21 protein-coding genes are annotated in these 21,858 nt (G+C 63.0%); 11 read left to right on the forward strand and 10 right to left on the reverse strand.

Annotation, left to right across the window (positions count from 1 at the left end; genetic code table 11):
- Nucleotides 1–16 precede the first annotated feature (16 nt).
- Both LDN75_RS14020 and polA read right to left on the reverse strand, forming a co-directional pair.
- On the reverse strand, nt 17–1,345 hold the full coding sequence (locus LDN75_RS14020; protein WP_223932899.1) for a GNAT family N-acetyltransferase: 1,329 nt from the start codon (nt 1,343–1,345) through the stop codon (nt 17–19).
- 84 nt (nt 1,346–1,429) lie between these two features.
- The gene (gene polA, locus LDN75_RS14025; RefSeq protein WP_263422395.1) at nt 1,430–4,072 is read right to left on the reverse strand and encodes a DNA polymerase I; all 2,643 of its coding nucleotides are present in this window, start codon (nt 4,070–4,072) and stop codon (nt 1,430–1,432) included.
- A gap of 160 nt (nt 4,073–4,232) precedes the next feature.
- On the opposite strand from polA, the gene LDN75_RS14030 reads away from it, so the two are divergent.
- Nucleotides 4,233–4,697 carry a hotdog fold thioesterase gene (locus LDN75_RS14030; protein WP_223932901.1) on the forward strand — a complete coding sequence of 155 codons (465 nt, stop codon included), beginning with the start codon at nt 4,233–4,235 and terminating at the stop codon, nt 4,695–4,697.
- Nucleotides 4,698–4,731: 34 nt separating this feature from the next.
- Here the strand turns inward: LDN75_RS14030 and LDN75_RS14035 are convergent, their stop codons facing one another.
- From LDN75_RS14035 to LDN75_RS14060, 6 genes are all read right to left on the reverse strand, one after another.
- The gene (locus tag LDN75_RS14035; RefSeq protein ID WP_223932902.1) at nt 4,732–5,289 is read right to left on the reverse strand and encodes a dihydrofolate reductase family protein; all 558 of its coding nucleotides are present in this window, start codon (nt 5,287–5,289) and stop codon (nt 4,732–4,734) included.
- 13 nt (nt 5,290–5,302) lie between these two features.
- On the reverse strand, nt 5,303–6,214 hold the full coding sequence (locus tag LDN75_RS14040) for a hypothetical protein (protein ID WP_223932903.1): 912 nt from the start codon (nt 6,212–6,214) through the stop codon (nt 5,303–5,305).
- Nucleotides 6,211–6,972, reverse strand: a complete 762-nt coding sequence (locus tag LDN75_RS14045; protein ID WP_223932904.1) for a hypothetical protein — start codon at nt 6,970–6,972, stop codon at nt 6,211–6,213. Before LDN75_RS14045 ends, LDN75_RS14040 begins: the two co-directional genes overlap by 4 nt.
- A 320-nt stretch (nt 6,973–7,292) precedes the next feature.
- The gene (locus LDN75_RS14050; RefSeq protein WP_223932905.1) at nt 7,293–7,514 is read right to left on the reverse strand and encodes a hypothetical protein; all 222 of its coding nucleotides are present in this window, start codon (nt 7,512–7,514) and stop codon (nt 7,293–7,295) included.
- Nucleotides 7,511–8,716 (reverse strand): inorganic phosphate transporter, encoded by a 1,206-nt coding sequence (locus tag LDN75_RS14055; protein WP_223932906.1) that lies wholly within the window; start codon nt 8,714–8,716, stop codon nt 7,511–7,513. The genes LDN75_RS14050 and LDN75_RS14055 overlap by 4 nt, the downstream gene beginning before the upstream one ends.
- Before the next feature lie 180 nt (nt 8,717–8,896).
- Nucleotides 8,897–9,403, reverse strand: a complete 507-nt coding sequence (locus LDN75_RS14060; RefSeq protein WP_223932907.1) for an HAD domain-containing protein — start codon at nt 9,401–9,403, stop codon at nt 8,897–8,899.
- Nucleotides 9,404–9,535: 132 nt separating this feature from the next.
- On the opposite strand from LDN75_RS14060, the gene kynA reads away from it, so the two are divergent.
- From kynA to LDN75_RS14075, 3 genes are read left to right on the forward strand one after another with little or no spacing between them, the layout of a single operon-like run.
- Nucleotides 9,536–10,405, forward strand: a complete 870-nt coding sequence (kynA, locus tag LDN75_RS14065; protein WP_223932908.1) for a tryptophan 2,3-dioxygenase — start codon at nt 9,536–9,538, stop codon at nt 10,403–10,405.
- A gap of 37 nt (nt 10,406–10,442) precedes the next feature.
- A complete protein-coding gene (gene kynU / locus LDN75_RS14070) occupies nt 10,443–11,681 on the forward strand; it encodes a kynureninase (RefSeq protein ID WP_223932909.1) in 1,239 nt (412 codons plus the stop codon).
- Nucleotides 11,678–12,541 carry a PaaX family transcriptional regulator C-terminal domain-containing protein gene (locus tag LDN75_RS14075; RefSeq protein ID WP_223932910.1) on the forward strand — a complete coding sequence of 288 codons (864 nt, stop codon included), beginning with the start codon at nt 11,678–11,680 and terminating at the stop codon, nt 12,539–12,541. Before kynU ends, LDN75_RS14075 begins: the two co-directional genes overlap by 4 nt.
- Nucleotides 12,542–12,579: 38 nt before the next feature.
- Here the strand turns inward: LDN75_RS14075 and LDN75_RS14080 are convergent, their stop codons facing one another.
- A complete protein-coding gene (locus tag LDN75_RS14080; protein ID WP_223937582.1) occupies nt 12,580–13,326 on the reverse strand; it encodes a GntR family transcriptional regulator in 747 nt (248 codons plus the stop codon).
- 112 nt (nt 13,327–13,438) lie between these two features.
- Between LDN75_RS14080 and LDN75_RS14085 the strand changes: the two genes are divergently transcribed.
- The 7 genes from LDN75_RS14085 to LDN75_RS14115 all read left to right on the forward strand — a co-directional run bounded on the left by LDN75_RS14085 (nt 13,439) and on the right by LDN75_RS14115 (nt 20,699).
- On the forward strand, nt 13,439–14,872 hold the full coding sequence (locus LDN75_RS14085; RefSeq protein ID WP_223932911.1) for a sugar porter family MFS transporter: 1,434 nt from the start codon (nt 13,439–13,441) through the stop codon (nt 14,870–14,872).
- Nucleotides 14,873–14,919: 47 nt separating this feature from the next.
- Nucleotides 14,920–15,798 carry a BadF/BadG/BcrA/BcrD ATPase family protein gene (locus LDN75_RS14090; RefSeq protein WP_263422328.1) on the forward strand — a complete coding sequence of 293 codons (879 nt, stop codon included), beginning with the start codon at nt 14,920–14,922 and terminating at the stop codon, nt 15,796–15,798.
- Between the two features lie 40 nt (nt 15,799–15,838).
- Nucleotides 15,839–16,909, forward strand: coding sequence for an SIS domain-containing protein (locus tag LDN75_RS14095; RefSeq protein ID WP_223932912.1), 1,071 nt, complete (start codon nt 15,839–15,841; stop codon nt 16,907–16,909).
- Between the two features lie 117 nt (nt 16,910–17,026).
- Nucleotides 17,027–18,199 (forward strand): DUF2092 domain-containing protein, encoded by a 1,173-nt coding sequence (locus LDN75_RS14100; RefSeq protein WP_223932913.1) that lies wholly within the window; start codon nt 17,027–17,029, stop codon nt 18,197–18,199.
- Between the two features lie 40 nt (nt 18,200–18,239).
- Nucleotides 18,240–19,214, forward strand: a complete 975-nt coding sequence (locus LDN75_RS14105; RefSeq protein WP_223932914.1) for an ABC transporter ATP-binding protein — start codon at nt 18,240–18,242, stop codon at nt 19,212–19,214.
- Nucleotides 19,198–20,058 carry an ABC transporter permease gene (locus tag LDN75_RS14110; protein WP_223932915.1) on the forward strand — a complete coding sequence of 287 codons (861 nt, stop codon included), beginning with the start codon at nt 19,198–19,200 and terminating at the stop codon, nt 20,056–20,058. The genes LDN75_RS14105 and LDN75_RS14110 overlap by 17 nt, the downstream gene beginning before the upstream one ends.
- A gap of 20 nt (nt 20,059–20,078) precedes the next feature.
- Nucleotides 20,079–20,699 (forward strand): L-threonylcarbamoyladenylate synthase, encoded by a 621-nt coding sequence (locus LDN75_RS14115; protein ID WP_223932916.1) that lies wholly within the window; start codon nt 20,079–20,081, stop codon nt 20,697–20,699.
- Between the two features lie 21 nt (nt 20,700–20,720).
- On the opposite strand, the gene LDN75_RS14120 is transcribed toward LDN75_RS14115, so the two are convergent.
- Nucleotides 20,721–21,848 carry a serine hydrolase domain-containing protein gene (locus LDN75_RS14120; protein ID WP_223932917.1) on the reverse strand — a complete coding sequence of 376 codons (1,128 nt, stop codon included), beginning with the start codon at nt 21,846–21,848 and terminating at the stop codon, nt 20,721–20,723.
- Nucleotides 21,849–21,858: the final 10 nt, after the last annotated feature.

Raw genomic sequence — 21,858 nt, forward strand, 5'->3', positions numbered from 1 at the left:
TAGTAGAAGTGTATTTCTAGAAATGCGTGAGGCAGTGTGCCGGCCGCTCCACGGCAAAAAGCTGTTGGGCCCTGAACGCGGCACCCGGCTTGCATTCACTCATCCGCCCGCCCGCGGTGAGCGTCACCGGGGACACGGCACCGAGATATATGGACGCGAGATCGGCGACGTCCATGCGGAGATCGGGTTCCTGGCCGGATGCGTCAGTGACCACCGCGGCAGCACCGCCGTCGGACTCCAACGCCCAGGTGCCACCAGCCAGACCAAGCGTGTCCGAGACGTCCATGACGAGCTTTCCGGCAACCGGGTAACGGCGGGCGGCCAGTGCTGCCGGAACATCCAGGATGCGTAACCACAGCATGTCGCGCACATCCGAGGAGTCAATGCATCTGGGATCTTCCAAGGCCCATGCCAGCGGATCGTCCACCGGCGCTTCGGCCCACGTCACCTGGTCAATGAGATCGATGCTCCCAAGGAAGCGCCAGAGATCGAGGTACGCCGGGTTTGTACCAGCAACGAGGTCCACAATCTCCATCGTGTAGGGCTTCTCATCCCACCCTTTGAAGCGATAGGAAACGTAGCCGTCCAGCGTCCCGGAGGCGTCGTAGTGCAGGGCGCTCCGGACACCGGTGTCCGGCTTCCCGTCATGGCCGATCGCGCCGGAAGCCAGCAAGCGATAGTACTCCTGACGGTCTACTGAGCCTGGAGTCGCCCGCTGGACAGGTTCGAAGACCTGCGGTGCAACCTCCAGGAGCACAGCTGGATCAGCGACCTCCACTGTCCCCGTCGCTTGCCCCTTGAGGCGGAAACGGGGGCCCGTATCGACCTTGATGCTGCGTTCAAATGTAGCCACGCCAAAACCGAAGCGGCCATAGATGGAACCCTCCGAGGCGGTCAGCGCTGCCATGGCGAGGCCATCGTCCTTTGCGCCCGCAAGGTCAGCGGTGATCATGCCGCGGAGCAGGCCTTTGCGCCGGTGCGTTCCACGGACGGTCACGGCGGTCACCAGGTTTGATTCCAGTTGTCGGCCAAACCCGATGTTCAGGGATTTGCGCATGGTGCCGTACGTGGCCACCGGGAACTCCGCACCCAGAGCGTGCTCGGGAACGTCACCGTTGATGTACACCCCGGTCAATTCACGGTGGTCCGCGCGGTAAGCCGCGAGTGTCTTGGCGATGTAGTCGTCATCGCGCCTGTGCTGGTGGAAGCCGTGCGAGACTGCCTGGATCCACGCTGCACAGCGGGAGTAGGCAGGGTCCTCACGATCAGCTACAGCAGGGAATTGTTGAACCCTGTATTTTTCGGCGGAGTTCGTTTCGGAATAACTTTCATTGGGATCAGCCACGCCCCGAGCCTAGCCAGACGTGGAGGGGCGCGCCACCATCCAGGCGGCGCGCCCCTCGGACGATCCTGTGGATCGTTCGGCTGACTAGTGGCCGGCCTCGAACCAGCTGGACCCTACGCCGAGCTGGACGTCCAACGGGACTGACAGCTCAGCAGCAGCACCCATTTGCTCCACCACGAGTTTTTCGACGGCTTCGCGCTCTCCGGGTGCAATCTCGAGGACAAGTTCATCGTGCACCTGGAGGAGCATCCGTGATTTCAAGCCCTGGCTTGCAAGTTCTGCGGAGACGCCCAGCATGGCCCGCTTGATGATATCGGCGGCGGAACCCTGGATAGGCGAGTTGAGGGCAATGCGCTCGGCCGCTTCGCGTGCTTGGCGATTGGTGCTGGTGAGGTCCGGGAGGTAACGGCGGCGACCTTCAATAGTGGCCGTGTAACCGTCCACCCTTGCCTGGTCCACGACACCCCTGAGGTAGTCACGCACGCCGCCAAAGCGGTCGAAGTAGTCCTTCATCAGCGTCCTGGCCTCGTCCACCGAGATCTCCAGCTGCTTTGAGAGGCCAAATGAGGTCAGGCCATAGGCCAGGCCATAGGACATGGCCTTCACCTTGGACCGCATCGCGCTGGTGACCTCGGCCGGAGCGACGTTGAAGATCCGTGAGCCCACGAAGCGGTGCAGGTCCTCCCCGTCCCTGTATGCCTGGATCAGAGCTTCGTCACCGGAGAGGTGGGCCATGATGCGCATTTCGATCTGCGAGTAGTCAGCTGACAGCAGGCATTCATACCCCTCACTGACCACGAAGATCCCGCGGACCCGGCGGCCTTCCTCGCTGCGGACCGGGATATTTTGCAGGTTGGGGTTGTTCGAGGAGATACGGCCTGTTGCTGCAATGTTCTGCGCGTACGTGGTGTGGATGCGGCCATCGTCCGCTACCGACTTCTTGAGGGTTTCAACCATCTGGGCAAGCTTGGACGATTCCCGGTGGGCCATGAGCTGCACCAGGAATTCGTGGCCGGTCTTTTCCAGCAAGGCCTTCAAGGACGCCGCATCCGTGGTGTAACCGGACTTGATTTTCGTGGTCTTCGGCAGGCCGAGTTCCTCGAAAAGGACTGTCTGCAGCTGCTTGGGCGAACCCAGGTTTACCTCGTGCCCGATCGCGGCGAATGCCTGCTCCTGGGCATTCTCGATCACCTTGGTGAGGTCCGCAAGCTGCTCGTTCATGCGATCCATGGAGACGTAGATGCCGGTGAGTTCCATCTGTGCCAGGACACGGGCCACCGGGAGCTCCAGCGTTGTCAGCAAGGCGTCGGCCTTCCGCTCGGCAAGTTCCTTTTCGAAGTGCTTGCTAAGGGAATGCACGACGGCGGCCTGCTGGACGAGCGCGGCGGCCGCCGCTTGATCGCTGCCACCCATGAGGTCCAGCTCCAATTGCCCAACCGCTGCAGTCACAGCGCCCAAGGAGATCTTGAGGTGGACCTGGGCGAGCTCAGGGAGGTCGTAGCTGCGGCGGTCCGGCTGGATTAGGTATCCCGAAATCGACGTGTCGTCAACAACGCCTTCCAGGCCCAGGCCACGGTTGTGCAGGGCCTTGAGGGCGGCTTTGAACTCGTGCACCACTTTGGCTTCTTCAGGGTCCTGCAGCCAACGGGCCAGCACCGACTCGGCTGCAGAATCCAGCCCGGTGAGCTCGATGCAGGCAGCGCCGTTGTTCCGCACCACGGCCAACGCGCTGGCGTCCTCGCCTATGCGGCCCGGGATGGGCTGGATGGCAATAGCCGAACGCATGCCCGATCCGGCGCTGAAGAACGCCTCAAGCTCATCGGCCTCCTTCAGCGTGGCAAACTCAGGGGCTTCGATGGTGTCCGGTGCAGCACCGGCGGTATCGTCTCCGTAGAGATCGAACAGGCGGGCCCGCAGTGTGCGGAATTCCAGCTCTTCAAAAAGTTCTTCCATTGCCTGGCGATCAGGGCGGGGTTCATAAAGGTCCTCAAGCGTGATCGGCAACTCAAGGTCCGTCAGCAACCTGTTGAGCCTCCGGTTGCGCTTGACGTTTTCGACGTTCTCCTTGAGCGCTCCACCTACCTTGCCGCCGATGGCGTCCAGGTTTTCAAGGATGCCGTCCAGGCCGCCGTAGAGGTTGATCCACTTGGCGGCGGTCTTTGGCCCCACGCCGGGTACGCCCGGGAGATTATCCGCGGATTCGCCCACCAATGCGGCGAGGTCCGAATACAAGGCTGGCTTGACGAAGTATTTCTCTTCGATGGCTGCGGCGTCCAGCTTGGGGATGTTGCTGACGCCCTGTTTGGGGTAGAGCACAAAAACGTTCTCGTTGATCAGCTGGAACGAATCACGGTCCCCGGAAACCAGAAGGACCTCGAAGCCCGCGGCATCAGCCTGGGCAGCAAGGGTTGCCAGGATGTCATCGGCCTCGTAACCGGGAAGCGCGATAGTCCTAATCCCCCACGCCTCCATGACCTTCGCGATCAAGGCGATCTGGCCTTGGAACTCCGCGGGCGTCGCGTTGCGGCCACCCTTGTACTCGCTGTACTCGGCCTTGCGGAAAGTTGTGTCGTCAGAAACATCAAACGCGACGGCGACGTGCGTGGGTTTCTGGTCCTTAATCAGGTTGATCAGCATGGAGGTGAATCCGTGCACGGCGTTGGTGTGTTGGCCTCTGGCCGTCGAGAAGTTTTCGGCAGGAAGCGCATAGAAGGCCCGGAACGCCATCGAGTGGCCATCCAGGACCAGCAGCCTGGGCCGGCCCTCCCCCGTGGTGCTGGACGAAGCGGAGGCAGAGGGGGTGGGTGCTGTTGCAATGGCAGCAGCTTGGGCCGTTGGAACCTGGTCCGGTTTGGTTGTTTCACTCACAGGTGCCAGCCTAGTTGGCATGATGGACAATTTCACGCCGAACCGGTTTGTCGACGAACTCAACGAGGCAGGTGTACCGGAGGAGTTCCATGATTGGCTTTCCGGCCACGGCGTTGGCTCCCTTGTGGTAAAAATGGGCATTCGGTTTACCGAACTCAGCGCCGAACGCACTGTGGCAACCATGCCTGTGGAGGGGAACACCCAAGTAGCTGGCATCCTCCATGGCGGAGCCCACGTGGTCCTCGCGGAAACCCTGGGGTCATTCGCGGCGTCCCTTCACGCCGGCAGAGGCCGGCACGCTGTGGGAATCGAAGTCGGCGCCACGCATCACCGCTCCATCGCCAGCGGCACGGTAACTGGTACGTGCACTGCAATCCACCTGGGCGGGACGCTGGCCACGCACGAGATCGTGATCACCGATGAAAAGGGCCGCAGGCTGTCGACTGCCCGGATCACCAACATGATCCGGAACAACCGCCACTAAGCAGCAGCTGCCACCGCCGCTTCTTCTGCCGCTCCTACGGCCGGGCGACCTGCGGCGGCATGCGGTAGTGCAGCTCCGCGGCGGCCCCACCAAGGATGCGTGAGGAGAGCAACTCAAGTGGCGCCGTCGGGCCGTTGAGCGGCAGCAGCCGCTTTCCGGCGCCCAAAACAACCGGGATGATGGTGACGATCATCTCGTGGAGCAAACCGGCATTGGCGAACTGGGCGACGAGGTCACCGCCACCCACCAGCCACACGTTCTTGTCTCCGGCGTCAGCCAGGAGATCCGGGGCGAACTCGCGCACGTCCCCGCGGACGAAGGTGACATTGGAACCGGCCGGAGCCGAGTATTCATGATGGGTGAACACCCAGCAGGGGGTGTCCGGGTACGGCCACTTGCCGGGCTCGTGTTCCATGAGCCAACGGTAGGTCCCGCCGCCCATCGCAATGCAACCCACACCTGCGAAGAAGGACTCATAGCTGCCACTTACGCCCTCAACCTGGTCAAATTGCAGGAGCCAGCCGAGATCGTCGTCCGGGGAAGCAATGAAGCCATCGACGGTGGAAGCGACGTAGTACTGGAAGATCGACATGGCCCCAGACTAGTCAGTTGGCACTTGCGTTCCCATACTCCACACGGACACTGCCATCATCGCGGAGTACCACCACGCGGCCCTGGGCCAGCGTCCATCCGTCGTTCAGCAGGAAGATCCTTCCTCCACTGACCACCAGCAGCCTCAGCCCTGTGTACCGGTACAACGGCTCCGCCTCTGTACCAGCTGAGTCCTCATGGACGTTGGGTGCCGTCACCGCCAACCGCTCCTTGCTGTACACGACGGCGGTGGGCAGCAGGCTGGACCGTTCCTGGTAATCGACTGCAGCGCCCCGTCCGAGGGCTTGCGCGTAATCGGAGGTTCCCCAGAAAAGCAGCAGGGTGACCAGGACGAACACAAGTGACCTCTCGAGCGAGCGCGGCGTGGTGGTGCGGAGTATTCGTTGGGCCGGAACCGCAGCCCTTCGGCGCACACTGAGCCCCCACGCCCCTACCAGCAAACCTGCGGCGATGAGGAAGGGCGCATAGAGCAGGATCCGTTCCGGCTGCGTTACGATTGCCACCCACATCACGGCTGCATAGGCGAAGCCAAGAACCAACACCACCATGGCGCCCCTTCGAAGCAGCGACCGGTGCCGTGCAGCGCCAAGGAGGCGGGAAACCAGCCGGTCCACCATGAGCCACAACAAGCCGATCACTACGAGCCAGGCCAACGGTTGGAAGAGCGACTGGATGCTCCGCAGGATAAAGTCCTGCACCGTATAACCAAAGAGGCTGACGTCCAGGCCCATGGCCTTTGCTTGCGCATCAGTGCGCGCCCAGCCGAAGTAGACCAGCAGGGCCGTGGCGACGGTCAAGGGCGGACCAATGACGGAAAGGACGTCCAGGGTCCGTTGCCAGCGGTTGTTGACCAGGCTCCGATCATCGGATTCCTGTGAGGCAGCGGGCTCCTGGGCGACGCTCATGGAGTTGCCGATGGGGACGCACCGACGGAAGGAATGGTGGCCGACGGGCCGCTCCGCGTGGGTTCGGCGCTTGGCCTTGTGCTCTGGGTTCCAGGGCCCGTGCTGGTGGGGGCGGAATCATCATAGAAGAACGTCACTGTTCCGCTGATGTCCACGGTGTCCGTAATGGAAATGCGGACGGAGTCTCTGCCGTCCGACGGCGGCATCCTCACATACAGCGTCTCGTAGTCCCCTCCGCCGGCAACGATCTCCGGTGATGCCGGGACGCCGTCGAACAGGATGTCCCCGACTCTGACGTAATAGCCGTCCAGTCTTACGACCGTTCCGCCCGAGCGGGGGCCGGAGGCACGTGCTGTGCCTGCTACGGGCCTCAAGTCGCTGTCGACCACCGTCAGGCCGCTTAAGTGGCGCGGGCAAGCCTCGCCCGGGGCGGTCTCAGGCTTGAGTGGAACTCCTGGGTTGCTGCGGTGCTGGGCGATCGCAGAGGCTGACGTGGCGGCGACCGTAAATTCAAGGCACTGGGTCTGGGGTATGCGGGGTGTTGCCGCAACCGCGTTGGAAGCCCGCTGCCAGTCCTGCTGGGTCCCACTTTGCAGGGCCTTGCAGACAGCCGCACCCGCCTGCCACACCGCAGCGTCTTCCGCGCCCTCCAGGCTCTGGGCCAGTGCATCGCACTGGAATTGCTGAAGGAGGAGATACCGCTGGCCAGAGGTGGGATCGTTGGGGCCTACCGGCCCGATGGGTACCCAGCGCACCACCGGCGCTTCTGCTTGTGGGGCCCCCGGTCCCGCCGGGCCAGCGGGCTGCCCCGCCGTGGGATCGACCCTGCTGGGAACTCCTTGTGATGTTGCGCTGGTGGCCGGCGGAGCAGGGTTCGGCGATGGACTCCCGGGGGAGGTTGCGTTGGGGACGCAGGCAGAAAGTGCCAGCATCAGGACCGGAACCAGCGCCAGTCCGATGAGATGGCTTCGGGAATGGCACTTCATGACAGCCCCACATCTGCCGGATCACGACCACGCAGTAATGTAACTACACTGCAGATTATTCTCCCGAACGCACATTGCTGCCAGAGAGGCCGTTATTTTCCGAAGTACGGCACGATCAGGTAGATGCCGAACAGAACAGCCAGTCCGCAAATGCCAAAGCATATGGCGGCGAGGGAGCGTATGAGTCCGGGTGACTTCTGCTGGGCGTCACCTGCAATGGCGGTAAGGCGTACTCCCAGGGAGTAGAGGACCACCAGGCTCACAGCAGCCACGAGCGTGACGCCGGCAACCTGAACCAACTCCAACCACTTCATCGCTGCACATCCTTGTTGTTGGCGGCCTTTCGGGCTTTCTTTTTCTTGCTGAACTTGACGGCGTGGCCGGCCTCTTCGACTTCCACGGCGTTGTGGTGGCCGACATGCGACTTACGCGACGCGACGAACATGAACAGGACGGCACCGCTACCGACGACCGCAGCAATGACCACACCTACGACGCCGATATTCACCAGGAGCGCGGTGAGCCCACCCACGATCGCCGATGCCGGGAGCGTGAACAGCCACCCTATGGCGATCTTGCCCGCAGTGCCCCACCGCACGGAGGTTCCCTTGCGGCCCAGCCCGGAGCCGATGACCGAGCCGGAAGCGACCTGCGTTGTTGAGAGCGCGAAGCCCAGATGGGAAGAAGCCAGGATGGCTGAGGCCGTGCTGGTCTCGGCCGAGAAGCCTTGCGCAGGCTTGACTTCGGTCAGGCCCGAGCCCATGGTACGGATGATGCGCCAACCGCCGGCATAGGTGCCGATGGCGATGGCCAGGGCACAAGCGGCGACAACCCAGAACTGCGGCCCGGAACCCGGCGCCTGCGTACCTGCGGCGATGAGCACCAGGGTGATGATGCCCATGGTCTTCTGGGCGTCATTGGTGCCGTGCGCGAGGGCCACCAGGCTGGAGGTGAAGATCTGGCCGGTACGGAAACCCCCACGCTTCTGCGTGAGCTTGTCACCCGTTTCGGGATCGTGCCGGGAAGTCAGGGCATACGCGAGGCGGGTGCAAAGGTACGCCACGCCTCCGGCGATGAGTGGTGCAAAGACAGCGGGCAGGATCACCTTCTGCAGCACTGTTTCAAAGTTGATGGAGTGCAGGCCGATACCCACCACTGCGGCGCCGATGAGGCCGCCGAACAGCGCGTGCGAGGAACTGGATGGCAGGCCTTTGAGCCACGTGACCATATTCCAGAGGATTGCACCCATCAGGCCGGCGAAGATGATATCCGGCGTGATGTGGATACCGTCCGAGCCTTCCCTGATGAGTCCGCCGGAAATGGTCTTTGCCACTTCGGTTGAAAGGAACGCTCCAACAAGGTTGAGCACGGCGGCCAAGGCAACCGCCGTTTTGGGCTTGATCGCCCCCGTAGCGATAGGCGTGGCCATCGCATTGGCTGTGTCGTGAAAGCCGTTGGTGAAGTCAAAGAATAGGGCCAACGCTATGACAAGCGCGACCATGAAGGTGATTTCCACCTGTTGCCCAATCTGCAGAGTCGACGTTCAGCAGTTCCACTTCCCCATACCTGCCATGCACAGCATAGTTCAGCCACTGTTTACTTGACTGGACTTGCCGCACTCTATCCGGCGGGCTTGAAACCTTAAGAATCCTACGTGCCAACCACTGAGCGAACAAACGTGTGCCTGTGCTTGGGCTCAACCGAGGAAGGTCCGGACCGCGGCGAGATCGCGCCGGGACAGTCCCTTGCGTGGATCCGGTGAGATGCAAAGCACACGGTCCTGGTGGTATTCGGCCCAGGAGCGGGCGTCGGACTCCTGGCCAAGTTGGTCGTCCAACCACACGAAGCGCTCCGCACCCGTCGCGGCCAGGTCTTTCTGGAGCGCCCCGAGCTTCCACCATTCGGGGCTCTGGTCCCAGCCCTGGCTGGAAAGTACAGGCCAATCCTCGCCCTTGAGGCCAATGGCCGGGCAGAGAAACTCCGGGGCAAGGCGCTCCCATGTGGTGAGCCATACAAAACGGGCGAGGGGATGCGCTGCCAGCTCGTTGAGTTCGGCCACTGCCTCGGGCGCGAACGCGACGTCAAGGATGCCGGCGTCGGCAATTTTCCACTCACCACCCCAATCAGTGACGCCTTGGGGGCCGAACGGGTTCACCACGCCGTCGACGTCCAGGTATATGGACACCGGCATGTTGGAGGCCATGGCCGTTCTCCCTTCCCCCACTTTCTGGTGGGGTCAAGCCCAGCGTACGGTACGTCGGCGATCCTGAGATGAAAAATATGCGCAAGAAATCATTTCCTTGACGTTCGTCATGGAAGTGATAACCTCGTAGGTATGGAAAAGCCCCCAGTCCATTCCCCGCAGAGTGTCCGCCCCATAGAAGACACAGTCCGCACCGACTTCCGGCATGCGATGTCCTATGGCGGTTACCTGGACCTGGACCACCTGCTCAGTTCCCAGCACCCGCTCAGCCAGCCGGAGCACCACGACGAACTGCTCTTCATCATCCAGCACCAAACCAGTGAGCTGTGGCTCAAGCTGGTCCTTCATGAGCTGCTTGAAGCCCGCAGGCTCTTCGACGCTGACAACCTGGGCAAGGCCCTCAAATGCATCGCCCGCGTCAAGGCCATCCAGCGCACCATGACTGAACAGTGGTCTGTCCTGGGTACCCTCACGCCCCGTGAGTATGCGCAGTTCCGCGGCTTCCTGGGCAGTTCCTCAGGTTTCCAGTCGTACCAATACCGCGGCGTTGAATTCCTGCTGGGCAACAAGAACAGGGGCATGCTGCGGGTCTTCGAAAGCGACCCTGAGGCACATGCGCTGCTCAGCCGGCTTCTCGAGGAACCCACGTTGTACGACGCCTTCCTGGCGGTGCTGGCCCGCGCCGGATACGACATTCCGGCCGACATCCTGGAGCGGGATACCAGCGAGCCGTGGACGTTCCGCAAGGATCTGGTCCCCGTCTTCCAGAAGATCTACGAATCGGACGATACCCAGTGGGGACTGTACGAGGCCTGCGAAGACCTGGTGGACATCGAAGACAACTTCCAGGCCTGGCGGTTCCGCCACCTGCGCACCGTCCAGCGGACCATCGGATTCAAGGTGGGCACAGGCGGCTCGTCAGGTGTCGACTTCCTCAAACGCGCCCTTGACCTCACCTTCTTCCCCGAGCTCTACGCCGTCCGCACCGAGATCGGCAACTAAGCAAATACCCGACAAGCACTCCCCAAGGAGGGAACCCATGACTACTGCCCAGCAGACCCAGCGGCCAACGTCGGCCGAGCTGGACGCCGCAGATCCTCTCGCCGCCCAGCGTGAGGCCTTCTACACGCCCGACGCCGGCCAGCTCACCGCTTACCTGGACGGCAACTCTCTCGGACGTCCACTGAAGGCAACTGCCGCGAACCTGGAATCCTTTGTCCACGACGCCTGGGGAAGCCGCCTCATCCGGGGCTGGGACGAACAATGGATGGACGAACCCACCCGTGTTGGCGACCGCATCGGCCAAGTGGCGCTCGGCGCCGCGCCCGGGCAGGTCACTGTGGGCGATTCGACGTCGGTCATGCTCTACAAGCTGATCCGCGCGGCCGTAGATGCCCAACCGGGCCGTGACGAGATCATCATCGATCGCGACAACTTTCCCACGGACCGCTTCATCATCGAAGGCATCGCCAAGGAACGCGGGGCAAGCATCAAATGGATCGCCGCCAACCCCGCCAGCGGCGTTCGTGCCGCGGACCTCGACGGGCTCCTTGGCGAGCGGACGGCCGTGGTGGTTCTTAGCCATGTAGCCTACCGCTCCGGGTTCCTGGCCGACGCGCAGTCGATCACCGCCAAGGTGCACCAAGCCGGCGCACTGATGCTGTGGGACCTTTGCCACTCGGTTGGGTCCGTACCGCTGGAGCTTGACGCCTGGGACGTTGACCTGGCTGTCGGCTGCACCTACAAGTACCTCAACGGCGGTCCGGGCTCCCCCGCATTCGCGTACGTCAACGCCGCACGGCAGGACCTGCTCCAGCAGCCCATCTGGGGGTGGATGGGGGCGGACAATCCGTTCGGCATGACGGAGTCATACCGTCCCGCACAGGGAATCCGCCGGTTCATCACGGGCACGCCTCCGGTGCTGGCCATGCAGCCAATCAAGGACATGGTGGAACTGATCGCCTCTGTTGGCATGGACGCCGTTCGCGAGAAGTCGGTCAAGCTCACGGAGTACGCCATTACCCTCGCCGATGAGCTCCTGGTACCCCTTGGCGTGGACATCGTGAGCCCCCGCGACGCTGCCGAGCGTGGCTCGCATATCACTGTGGACCACCCACTGTTTGCCGATGTCACGGCCAAGCTGTGGGAGCGTGGCGTCATTCCCGATTTCCGTCCCCCGCATGGCCTGCGCATCGGCTTGTCCCCCTTGAGCACAAGCTACGCTGAGGTTGAGCTGGGAGTAACCGCTATCCGCGACGCCCTCGCCGAGCTGCTGTGAGTGCCGTCCTTGACGACATGGACTCCCGTCCCGGGAGTACGACGTCGTTGCTGCGAACAGTCATTGGCCTGTATTTGCGCGATGCCGGTGGATGGATGTCGGTCAAGGACATGGTTGTCCTCATGGAGGCCCTGGGCACGTCCGGGACGGTGACCCGGACGGCCTTGGGCCGCCTGCGGAAGAAGGACGTAGTCCTGCAGGAGGCGCGTGACGGGATCCCTGGGTTCACCCTGACCGAGGGAGCCGCCACCATGCTGGCCCGCGGCGACCGCAGGATCTACAACCCAATAAGCATGTCACCGGCCGATCCGTGGTGCCTGGTCTCCTTTTCGATTCCGGAGACGGAGCGGGAAAAACGCCACCAGTTGCGGCGGAGGCTCCACTGGATTGGTTGCGGGACTGTCGCCGCCGGCTTGTGGATCTGCCCGGATACCCTTCGCGGCGAGGTGGAGGAAATCCTCACCGACCTTGAACTCCGGGGAATGGCCACCCTCTTCGTGACGCAAACCCCGCTGGTAGGCGGCAACCTGGCCGATGCCGCATCGAAGTGGTGGGATCTGGACGCGGTGGCGGAGCTGTACAAGGACTTCATCCGCGAGCACGGCACTGCCGCGCCCGCTCCGGACAGCGTCGGTATTGATGCAAACGCCGATGCTTTTGCCAGGTATGTCCAATGCATCGACCGCTGGCGGATCATCCCCTACCTCGACCCCGGGCTGCCCCGGACCTTCCTGCCCGCAGACTGGCCCGGGGCCCAAGGAACTGCGTTGTTCGAGCAGATTATGGACGCCTACGCAGAGCCAAGTGCGGACTTCGTGCGGCGTACCCTTGGGAGCGACTTGGCGGTCCCGGCGCCCTGAGTGGTTCGACAGCCGCTGTGGTTCGACAGCCGCTGCTTTTAGGGAATGCCCTTCGAGGCGGTGCTGTTGACCCGTGAGACGAAGCGGAACCGGTCGCCCCGGAACGTGCTGCGCGTCCACTCAACGGGGACACCGGCAGCATCCCTCGCCAGGCGATGGACCACCAGCAACGGCGCCCCCATTTCGATCCCGAGCAGCCTTACGTCCTCCGGCCCGGCCAGCGCCGTCTCCACGGTGTCCTCGACGTCGGAAATGTGAACGCCGTAAATGTCGGCCAAGGCTGCATAGAGCGAACCGGCCTTCTCAAGGTTTGCCTTGAAGCGCGGCAACTTGCCCGGGAGGTAAGCGACCTCGTGGGCCAGAGGTTCGCCGTCGATCAACCGGATACGCTCAAGGCGTGTGACGCCAGCGCCGGGGTCGATTCCCAAATGTGCTGCGACATCGATGTCCGCCTTGGCCACGGCCAGGGACAGGAGCTTCGAGTCAGGCCGCAAGCCTTGGTTCCTTGCGTCGTCGGAGAAGGACGTAAGCTGCCGCACGTGGGTCATCTTTGGCGGCGCCACAAAAGTGCCATGCCCTTGGATGCGGCCCAGTTTCCCCTCTGCAACGAGCTCACTGATGGCTTGCCGAACGGTAGTGCGGGACGTCTTGTACTTCTCCGCCAGCGCCCGTTCCGTGGGAATGAGAGTGCCCGGCTGGAGTCCGGCGATCGAGGCAAGCAGCTCGGTCTTGAGGACGTAGTACTTGGGCATTGCCGCCGCGACATCTGTGGACATATTGGACATCCTACTTGTAGACAAGGTGATTGGTCTATGCCAATCTAGTGCAGGTTGGTCTAAACCAATTTCGGAGAAACTCCGCTAAACCCCTACTTTTCCACAGATCCAAGGGACAAAGATGTCGATCCTGCAAGACCTACGGCAAACACCCAGGCTAGGGCTCCTGGTGGGCGGCGCCGCCGCCACCATCGGCGTGATTTATGGCTACGACATGTCCAACATTGCCGGCGCCCTGCTGTTCATCACCAAGCAGTTCAGCCTCACCACATCCCAGCAGGAACTTGTGACCACCGCAGTGGTTGCCGGAGAAGTCCTGGGCGCGCTGGTGGGTGGCTGGCTATCCAACCGCGTGGGCCGCAAGGCGTGCATGGTGGGTCTGGCGATCGGCTACGCGCTCTTCGCAGTGCTCAGCGCCATGTCCGACGATGTACCGACGCTGCTCATCGCCCGACTGCTGCTGGGCCTCACCATCGGCATCTCCGTGGTGGTGGTCCCCGTGTTCGTCGCGGAGTCGGCGCCGGCAAAGGTCCGCGGCGCCCTGCTGGTTGCGTACCAGGTGGCCACCGTCTTCGGCATCATCGTTGGCTATCTGGCTGCCTACGCCCTCGCCGGCACTGGCTCTTGGCGGTGGATGCTTGGCCTTGCAGCAATCCCGGCAATCATTGTCCTCGCCATAGTGGTCAAGCTGCCGGACACCGCCCGGTGGTACATGATGCGGGGCAGGACGGCGGAAGCCAGGCGGACCCTGTCCGCTATTGAGCCGGGGACAGACGTAGACGCAGAGTTGGCAGAGATGCAGCGGGCCATCAGCGAAGAACGCGGCGGCGGCCTCCGCGAAATGCTGCGCGTTCCCTACCTCCGGGCGACCGTGTTCGTGGTTGGCCTGGGCTTCTTCATCCAAATCACCGGCATCAATGCTGTGGTCTACTACAGCCCCAGGATCTTTGAAGCCATGGGCTTCAGCGGCAACGCAGCACTCCTGTTGCTGCCCGCGGCGGTGCAAGTGGCCTCGCTCGTGGCCGTTTTCGTGTCCTTGTCGCTGGTGGACCGGCTGGGCCGCCGCCCGGTGCTTTTGACCGGCATCGGCATGATGGTGGCGGCCAACGTCCTGTTGGTAGGAGTGTTCATGGCCGGCCAGGACTTCGGCGGCCTGCTCACAGTCCTTGGCTTCCTTGGCGTCCTTCTTTTCACTGTGGGCTTCACGTTCGGCTTCGGTGCACTGGTGTGGGTATACGCCGGCGAGAGCTTCCCTTCCCGGCTCCGCTCGCTCGGGGCAAGCGCGATGCTGACCTCGGACCTGGTGGCCAACGTCCTGGTGGCAGCGTTCTTCCTGACCATGCTCCAGCGTTTGGGTGGCGCGGGCACCTTCGCAGTGTTCGGTGTTCTGGCTATCCTCGGCTTTATGTTTGTCCGCAAGTTCGCTCCCGAGACGAAGGGCCGCCCCTTGGAGGAAATACAGCAGTACTGGGAAAATGGTGGGAAGTGGCCGGAGCCTGAGACGGCCGGACACATCCCTGCACATGAAGACACAGAACCGGCGGTTGTCCGGTGACGCCGGCGGTGTTGGGCCTGCATATTGGCGGTTCCAAGACACATGCTGTGCGTTCGGACCTGGGCCGGGGGCAGGGACAGGGCCGGAGCAAGGGCGCTGGCGCGAACAGCGACGCACATCTTGAGATTACCGAGGCAAGCGCCAACCTGTCCTCAGTGGGTCACCAGGGAGCAGACGCCGTGCTGCGACGGATCGCTGCGGCGGTCGGTGAGGGTATCCAGGCGGTATGCGCAGGCGCCGCGGGAGCGGACACCCCTGCCAGCAGGGCCGTACTGAGTGCCCTTCTTACTGAACATTTTCCCGGCGCCAGGATCGACGTCGTCCATGACACCCGCGTCGTCCTCGCCGCCGCGGACCTCGACGCCGGAGTGGTCCTGGTAGCAGGCACCGGCTCCGTCGCTTGGGGGCGGAACCGCGAGGGACAAGAGGCCCGCAGCGGAGGCTACGGCTATTTGCTCGGCGATGAAGGCGGAGGATACTCCGTGGTGCGTGACGCTGTCCGGGAGGCCTTGCGGGAGTACTACGCGGGACTGGAACCCGGCACGATGGTCAGCGCCCTCATGTCCGCGACGGCGAGCGCGGACGCACTGCAGCTCATGGATCTCTTCTATGCCAAGCCTGAACCGGACCACTGGGCGGGCCTTGCCCCGCTGGTCCTGGACCTTGCGGTTGAAGGTGATCCTGCTGCGTTGCGGATCCAGGCTGAAGCCGCGCATTCCCTGGCCACTTTGGCCAGGCAAGTACTGGGCGAGCTGGGATTGGACCTGCCTTTGGTGATGGCTGGTGGTCTCCTGGTCAATCAACAGCAACTGGCAGGCGCCGTTGCCCGCAAGGTTGCCTTGGAGGATCCCTCACTGATCAGGATCCTGGGCCAGGCCCCGGTGCACGGCGCCGTAAAGCTGGCCCGGCAACTGGTCGAGCCCTGACTCCCAGAGATTTTGCCCCTTCGAAAAACAGACAGGAACCATGACCATCACTCCTACCTCCCCAGGCGTCCCGCACTCCACTCCCGGTGCCAAAATGGCCAACGAGATCAGAGAGCAGCCCCAGGTACTCGCCGGACTCCTGGATTCGGGCCGCCAGCAATTCGTTGCCATGGCGGACATTATCAAGAGGGCGTCCCCACGGTTTGTCCTGCTCGCCGCCCGCGGCACGAGTGACCATGCGGCGTTGTACGCGAAGTACCTCATTGAAATCAGCCTTGGGTTGCCGGTTGGCCTTGCCTCGCCGTCGACCCTCACCGCGTATGGAGCCACGCCCCAACTGGAAGGTGTGCTGTGGTTGGCGGTCAGCCAGTCCGGCGGTTCACCGGACCTGGTGGAGTCGACGGCGGCAGCCCGCCGCCTTGGCGCCCTCACCGTCGCCGTGACCAACTCGCCCGGGTCCCCGCTGGCCAGGGCTGCGGAACATCACCTGGATATTCTGGCCGGAAGCGAAACTGCCGTGGCGGCTACCAAGAGCTACACGGCGCAGCTTCTGGCTCTGTGGTTGTTGGTTGATGCGTGGCGTGGTGGAACGTCCGTCAACGCGGCGGGCATTCCTGACTGGGCCGATTCTGTGTTGGCTGATGATGCCGTGCTGGACGTGGCTGGCAGTTACCGCTTTGCCGACCGCATCATCACTACGGGTCGTGGCTATTCCTACCCCACGGCCAGGGAGGGTGCCCTGAAGCTCATGGAAACGTCCTACCTACCTGCCCAGGCATTCTCGGGTGCGGATCTCCTGCACGGACCGTTCGCGATGATCGACTCCCAGCACCCTGTAATTGCCGTTGTACCGGAGGGAATCGGGGGAACGGCCATGCGCCCTGTCCTGGAGAGGCTTGCAGACCGTGGCGCCCACGTGTGCGTGGTGGGTGACCACTCTGCCGCCCTTCCAGGTAGTTTGGTCCTTCCTTTGCCTGCGGGCGTTCCGGAGGAGCTTTCGCCTATCCTGCAGATCCTGCCTCTCCAGCGATTGGCCTTGCAGTTGTCGGTGGAGCGCGGCAATGATCCCGATGCTCCGCGCGGCCTGCTGAAGGTGACTGAAACCTGGTAGACGCCGGTGCGTGCGTGGCTGGATGTGCACACCGCATCCAGCCACGCGGACCGATGATCCGCGCAGATAACCGGAGTAGTCTGGATTCATGCCTCTCACGTGTGGTGGTCGGTACTAATGGCGCGGGCCAGGCAGCGGTGGCTGCCAGCTCTCCTGGTTCCCCTTGCACTGGCGCTGGCGGCGCTCATCGGCTCCGTCCAGGCCGGCGCGACCGTTTCCCTGCCGCCCAAAACGGCGGATGAGATCCTGGCCATGATCGCCCGTACGGAGGTGCGCGCTTTATCCGGCACTGTGGTGCAAACCGCTGAGTTGGGGTTGCCTGAAGTTCCCACAGCTGGCCCGGGAATCGTACCTGGAGCCACTTCGGCGCTTGAACTGCTCACAGGATCACACACCGCGCGCGTTTATCTGGACGGCCCCTCCAAAGCCAAACTGCAAATCCTGGACAGGATGGCCGAACGTGACTTTGTGGTCAATGGCGGCGATGCGTGGTTCTACAATTCCGCGGACAACAGCGCTACGCATCTAAACGTCCCTGTGCCCTCATTGGCCGAGCGGGGGGAATCCCTTCCAAGCGAATCAACGCGTCCTGACATTCCCACTCCGGAGGCAATGGCCAGTCACTTCCTGTCAGCCATTGATTCCAGCACTGAAGTTACGGTGGGCGAAGCTTCTACGGTTGCGGGTCGCAGCGCGTACCGGTTGAGCCTGCTGCCGCGCAGTGACGGGACCTTGGTTGATTCTGTGTCGATCGACGTCGACTCCGAATCTGGATTGCCACTGGGCGTCGAGGTTCGCGCGAAGGGCCAGCCGGAGCCTGCATATTCACTTGCCTATACCGAGGTGAACCTTTCCACCCCGGACGCCGCTTTGTTTAACTTCACCCCGCCGGTCGGCGCAACTGTCACAGAGATGCCGGTTCCCACCAAGCCATTGCCGCCTACGATGCAAGGGCCCACTGCTCCTGTTCCGGATGCCCCCGCCCCTGCCCCGGATCAACCCGCCCCTGTTCAGCCTGTTCCGGCACCTGAGGCATCAGCCATACCGGCGCTCCCCCGCCACGGCGGTTCAGTGACCGGCGAAGGCTGGGCCACTGTGATCGGCTTCCCTGCTGGAACGGCGCCCGCCGAACTCACCTCCAACCCCCAGCTCGCCCAAGCGCTGCAACCCGTCAGCGGCGGACGGGCACTGACAACGTCGCTGGTGAGCGTCCTTATTCTCGACGACGGCCGCGTATTTGCGGGCTTGGTGCCTTTGGACCGGCTGGAATCAGCCGCTGCAGCCCAATGACTGGCCGTTCAATGATCGCCGCCCCTATGATCGGCGACCTGTGACGGAGGTCCGTGAAACTGCTCCCGCCACCCCATCGATTGACCTTGCCATAGAAACCCATGGCCTGGTGAAGCGTTTTGGCCGCCGTTCTGCGGTGGACGGCATTGATCTTGCCGTCCCCCGCGGCGCGGTGTTCGGCTTCCTGGGTCCCAACGGTTCGGGAAAAACCACCACCATCCGCGTTTTACTTGGCCTGGCTTCAGCGAACAGTGGCGAAATACGCGTTCTGGGCAAGGAGATGCCGCAGCAGTTGGCTTCGGTGTTGCCCGAGGTGGGCGCGCTGGTGGAGGGGCCGGGCTTCTATCCGTTTCTTTCCGGAGCGGCCAATCTCCTGCGGCTGGACTCCGCAGACCGCCATGCCTCCTCGTCCACCCGACGCCAGCGCGTCAACGAGGCACTGGACCGCGTTGGCCTGGGCCACGCTGCGGGGAAGAAAGTACGGGCCTACTCACTGGGGATGAAACAGCGCCTGGGGCTCGCCAACGCCATGCTCCGGCCACGGGAACTGCTGGTGCTTGACGAACCAACCAATGGGCTTGACCCCCAAGGGACCCGGGAGGTGCGCGGCCTGGTGCGCTCCCTGGCCGCCGGCGGGACCACCGTCTTCGTTTCCAGCCACCTCTTGGCCGAGGTGGAACAGATGTGCACCCATGTGGGGGTCATGAGCGCCGGGCGGCTGGTGGCCCAAGGACCGTTGGATGAACTGCGGTCTGCCGGACAAGCGCACGTTCTGGTGCGAACGCCCGACGTCGAACATGCTGTCCGTGTCCTGGCCCGCCTGGGTTTGGTTCCCGGCGAAGCGCCTGGCCGCGGCCTGGTCCAGGGAACCGGCTTGGACGGCGTTGAGCCCGAAGAGATCGTTGCCGCCTTGGTGGCCGAGGGCGTCCGCGTCCGGGGTTTCTCCGTGGAGAACGCAAGCCTGGAAGAGCGGTTCGTGTCCCTGACAGGAGAGGGGTTTGACGTTGTTGGCTGAAAGTTCCGCCCCGCCGGTCCGGCCCGGGATCGGGTGGGCATTGCTTGGCTCCGAATTGTCCGTACTGTTTCGCCGCCTCCGGACCTGGGCCATGCTGTTGGCCCTCGCCGCTGTTCCCATCCTCATTGCGATTGCCGTCAAGCTCTCATCCCGGCCCGCGACGCCTGGCCGCGGTCCACTGTTTCTGGACCGCATCACACAGAACGGCCTGTTTGTCGCTGTGACGGCCCTGGTGGTTTGTGTCCCGCTGTTCCTGCCGCTCACCATCGGCGTGGTGGCCGGCGACACCGTCGCCGGAGAGGCCAACCTGGGAACTTTGCGGTATCTGCTCCTGGCACCGGCGGGGCGCATCCGCCTGCTCCTGGTCAAGTACGCCGGGGCCGTTGCTTTCTGCTGTGCCGCTACAGCCACCGTCGCAGCGGCGGGTACCTTGGCCGGCGTCGTGTTCTTCCCCATCGGTCCTGTCACACTGCTGTCCGGTGACACGATCGGGGTAAGCGAGTCAGCGCTGCGGTCACTGTTGATCGCTGCCTACATCACGGTTTCGCTGTTGGGCTTGTCCGCGATCGGGCTGCTCATTTCTACTTTTACGGACGTCCCGGTGGGGGCGATGGCCGCGACCATCGTCCTCTCGGTGGTATCGCAAGTGCTGGACAACCTGCCACAACTGGAATGGCTGCACCCTTGGCTGTTCAGCCACCATTGGCTTGGGTTCGCCGACATCCTGCGGCAACCGATCTCCTGGACGTCGTTTGGAGAAAACGCGCTGCTCCAAGCCGGCTACATTGCCGTCTGCGGCGCACTGGCTTACGGGAAGTTCTCCACCAAGGACATCCTGTCCTAGCTTTGCCGTAGGCTCTCTCCATGGCCAGATTCTTTGACGTCCACCCTGAAGATCCGCAACCACGCGCCATCGGCCAAGTGGTTAACATGCTGCAAAGCGGCGGGCTGATCGCCTACCCTACCGACTCCTGCTACGCCTTGGGCGCCCAGATCGGAAACAGGGAAGCATTGGATCGCATCCGGACCATCCGGCAATTGGACGACAAACACCACTTCACCTTGGTCTGCAAGGATTTCGCCCAGATGGGGCAGTTCGTGATGATCGATAACGATGTTTTCCGGAGCATCAAGGCCGTCACCCCGGGCAGTTACACCTTCATCCTCCCGGCCACCCGTGAGGTTCCCAAGCGCCTGCTACACCCGAAGAAGAAGACAGTAGGCGTGCGCATTCCAGATCACAAAGTGGTCCAGGCGCTCCTTGCCGAACTCGGTGAACCATTGCTTTCCAGCACGCTCCTGCTGCCTGACCAGGAAGAGCCCCTGACCCAAGGCTGGGAAATCAAGGAACGGCTGGACAATGAAGTAGACGCAGTGATCGATTCCGGCGATACCGGTTCAGAGCCCACCACAGTGATCGACTTCTCCAGCGGCGTTGCGGAAGTAGTTCGCCGCGGAACGGGCGATCCTTCACGATTCGAATAAGTCCCTGGTCGGGCTACCGGTTCATCGGAAGTGGAAACGGCAACTCGCGTTCAAAGCAACCTGGGCAAGTCCCGTCATTTCCAAAGCGATGGGCGAGGGTTGCGTGGTCAAGGGCAGCGGCGGGTAGGCCACGGAAATGGTGAGCTGGCGGTTTCCATCTGCACTGCTGATTGAGATGGTGCCAAAGCCGGGTACATCACCTGAATGGCCGTAATAGAAGCCGTTGGTGCACCTGTCCTTCCAGTGGTCCAGGCCTAGCCCGTAATCGGCGAAGACCGAACCCTTCATCTCCACGAGGCTGTCCGGTAACAGCAGCCGCCCCTCAAGCAACGCGGCGTAGAAGGCGTTGATGTCGGCCACGCTGGCTATCACGCCCTCGGAAACCGGGCCACCTTGCTGCGAGGAACGCGTGACGTCCACAGTTTGGTTCCCCACCAGGGCATAACCATGGACCAAGGTGTCTGGGAGGGGGTCCCCGTCCAACACCATGGTTGAGTGCAAATCCAGGGGATCAAGGATGTCCGCCCGCAGCACCTCGGCGAGAGGAACGCCCCGGAGCCGCTCCACCAGGAAACCGAGGACTGCGTAGTCCGAAAGTCCCCCGGCAAAGGGAATCCCCGTGGTGTGGCCCAGCAAGCGCCGGACTGTTACCGATGCTGGCTCTGGCGGCAGGAGGGCCTCGATCCCCGGCAGGTATTTGGCGATGGAATCTTCAAGTACCAGCCGGCCTTCTTCCACAAGCTTCAGCACCGAAACCGCCACCATGCTCCGGGTCAGCCCTCCCACGCGGATGGGATCACCCGGTTGCACGGGAGCACCACCGTCAAGGCTCCTAACGCCGGCAGCGTGCGTCCACACTTGTGTGTCGGCTTTGGCCTCCATCACCACCGCCGGTGCACCGTGCTGGAGCATCTCCCGGCTAAAGAGCTCCAAAGTTGCCTGCAACTCGCGGAAGGCCGCTGTTGCTGGTGGCGAGGGTGATGCCGCTATGGAGGGTGGTGAGGCAGGCGCCGTGGGAGGTACCGCCGTCGAGCTTGTCACTGGTGCCGGCGGCAGCGGGCTTGGCCGCGGTTCACCAGTGCAGCCAGCAAGGATCAGGCCGCACACGAGCACTGCGGTAAAAATACCCCTCCGTGAACCTGAATGCACTCCTGCTCCT

The organism is Arthrobacter sp. StoSoilB5, assembly GCF_019977235.1.
Lineage (GTDB): Bacteria > Actinomycetota > Actinomycetes > Actinomycetales > Micrococcaceae > Arthrobacter.

Excerpts from the sequence above, each read along its gene's own strand:
- polA (WP_263422395.1), bottom strand. The coding sequence starts at position 4,072 with ATGGCGTTCCGGGCCTTCTATGCGCTTCCTGCCGAAAACTTCTCGACG.
- LDN75_RS14030 (WP_223932901.1), top strand. The coding sequence starts at position 4,233 with ATGATGGACAATTTCACGCCGAACCGGTTTGTCGACGAACTCAACGAG.
- LDN75_RS14035 (WP_223932902.1), bottom strand. The coding sequence starts at position 5,289 with ATGTCGATCTTCCAGTACTACGTCGCTTCCACCGTCGATGGCTTCATT.
- LDN75_RS14040 (WP_223932903.1), bottom strand. The coding sequence starts at position 6,214 with ATGAGCGTCGCCCAGGAGCCCGCTGCCTCACAGGAATCCGATGATCGG.
- LDN75_RS14050 (WP_223932905.1), bottom strand. The coding sequence starts at position 7,514 with ATGAAGTGGTTGGAGTTGGTTCAGGTTGCCGGCGTCACGCTCGTGGCT.
- LDN75_RS14060 (WP_223932907.1), bottom strand. The coding sequence starts at position 9,403 with ATGGCCTCCAACATGCCGGTGTCCATATACCTGGACGTCGACGGCGTG.
- kynA (WP_223932908.1), top strand. The coding sequence starts at position 9,536 with ATGGAAAAGCCCCCAGTCCATTCCCCGCAGAGTGTCCGCCCCATAGAA.
- kynU (WP_223932909.1), top strand. The coding sequence starts at position 10,443 with ATGACTACTGCCCAGCAGACCCAGCGGCCAACGTCGGCCGAGCTGGAC.
- LDN75_RS14080 (WP_223937582.1), bottom strand. The coding sequence starts at position 13,326 with ATGTCCAATATGTCCACAGATGTCGCGGCGGCAATGCCCAAGTACTAC.
- LDN75_RS14085 (WP_223932911.1), top strand. The coding sequence starts at position 13,439 with ATGTCGATCCTGCAAGACCTACGGCAAACACCCAGGCTAGGGCTCCTG.
- LDN75_RS14095 (WP_223932912.1), top strand. The coding sequence starts at position 15,839 with ATGACCATCACTCCTACCTCCCCAGGCGTCCCGCACTCCACTCCCGGT.
- LDN75_RS14100 (WP_223932913.1), top strand. The coding sequence starts at position 17,027 with ATGGCGCGGGCCAGGCAGCGGTGGCTGCCAGCTCTCCTGGTTCCCCTT.
- LDN75_RS14115 (WP_223932916.1), top strand. The coding sequence starts at position 20,079 with ATGGCCAGATTCTTTGACGTCCACCCTGAAGATCCGCAACCACGCGCC.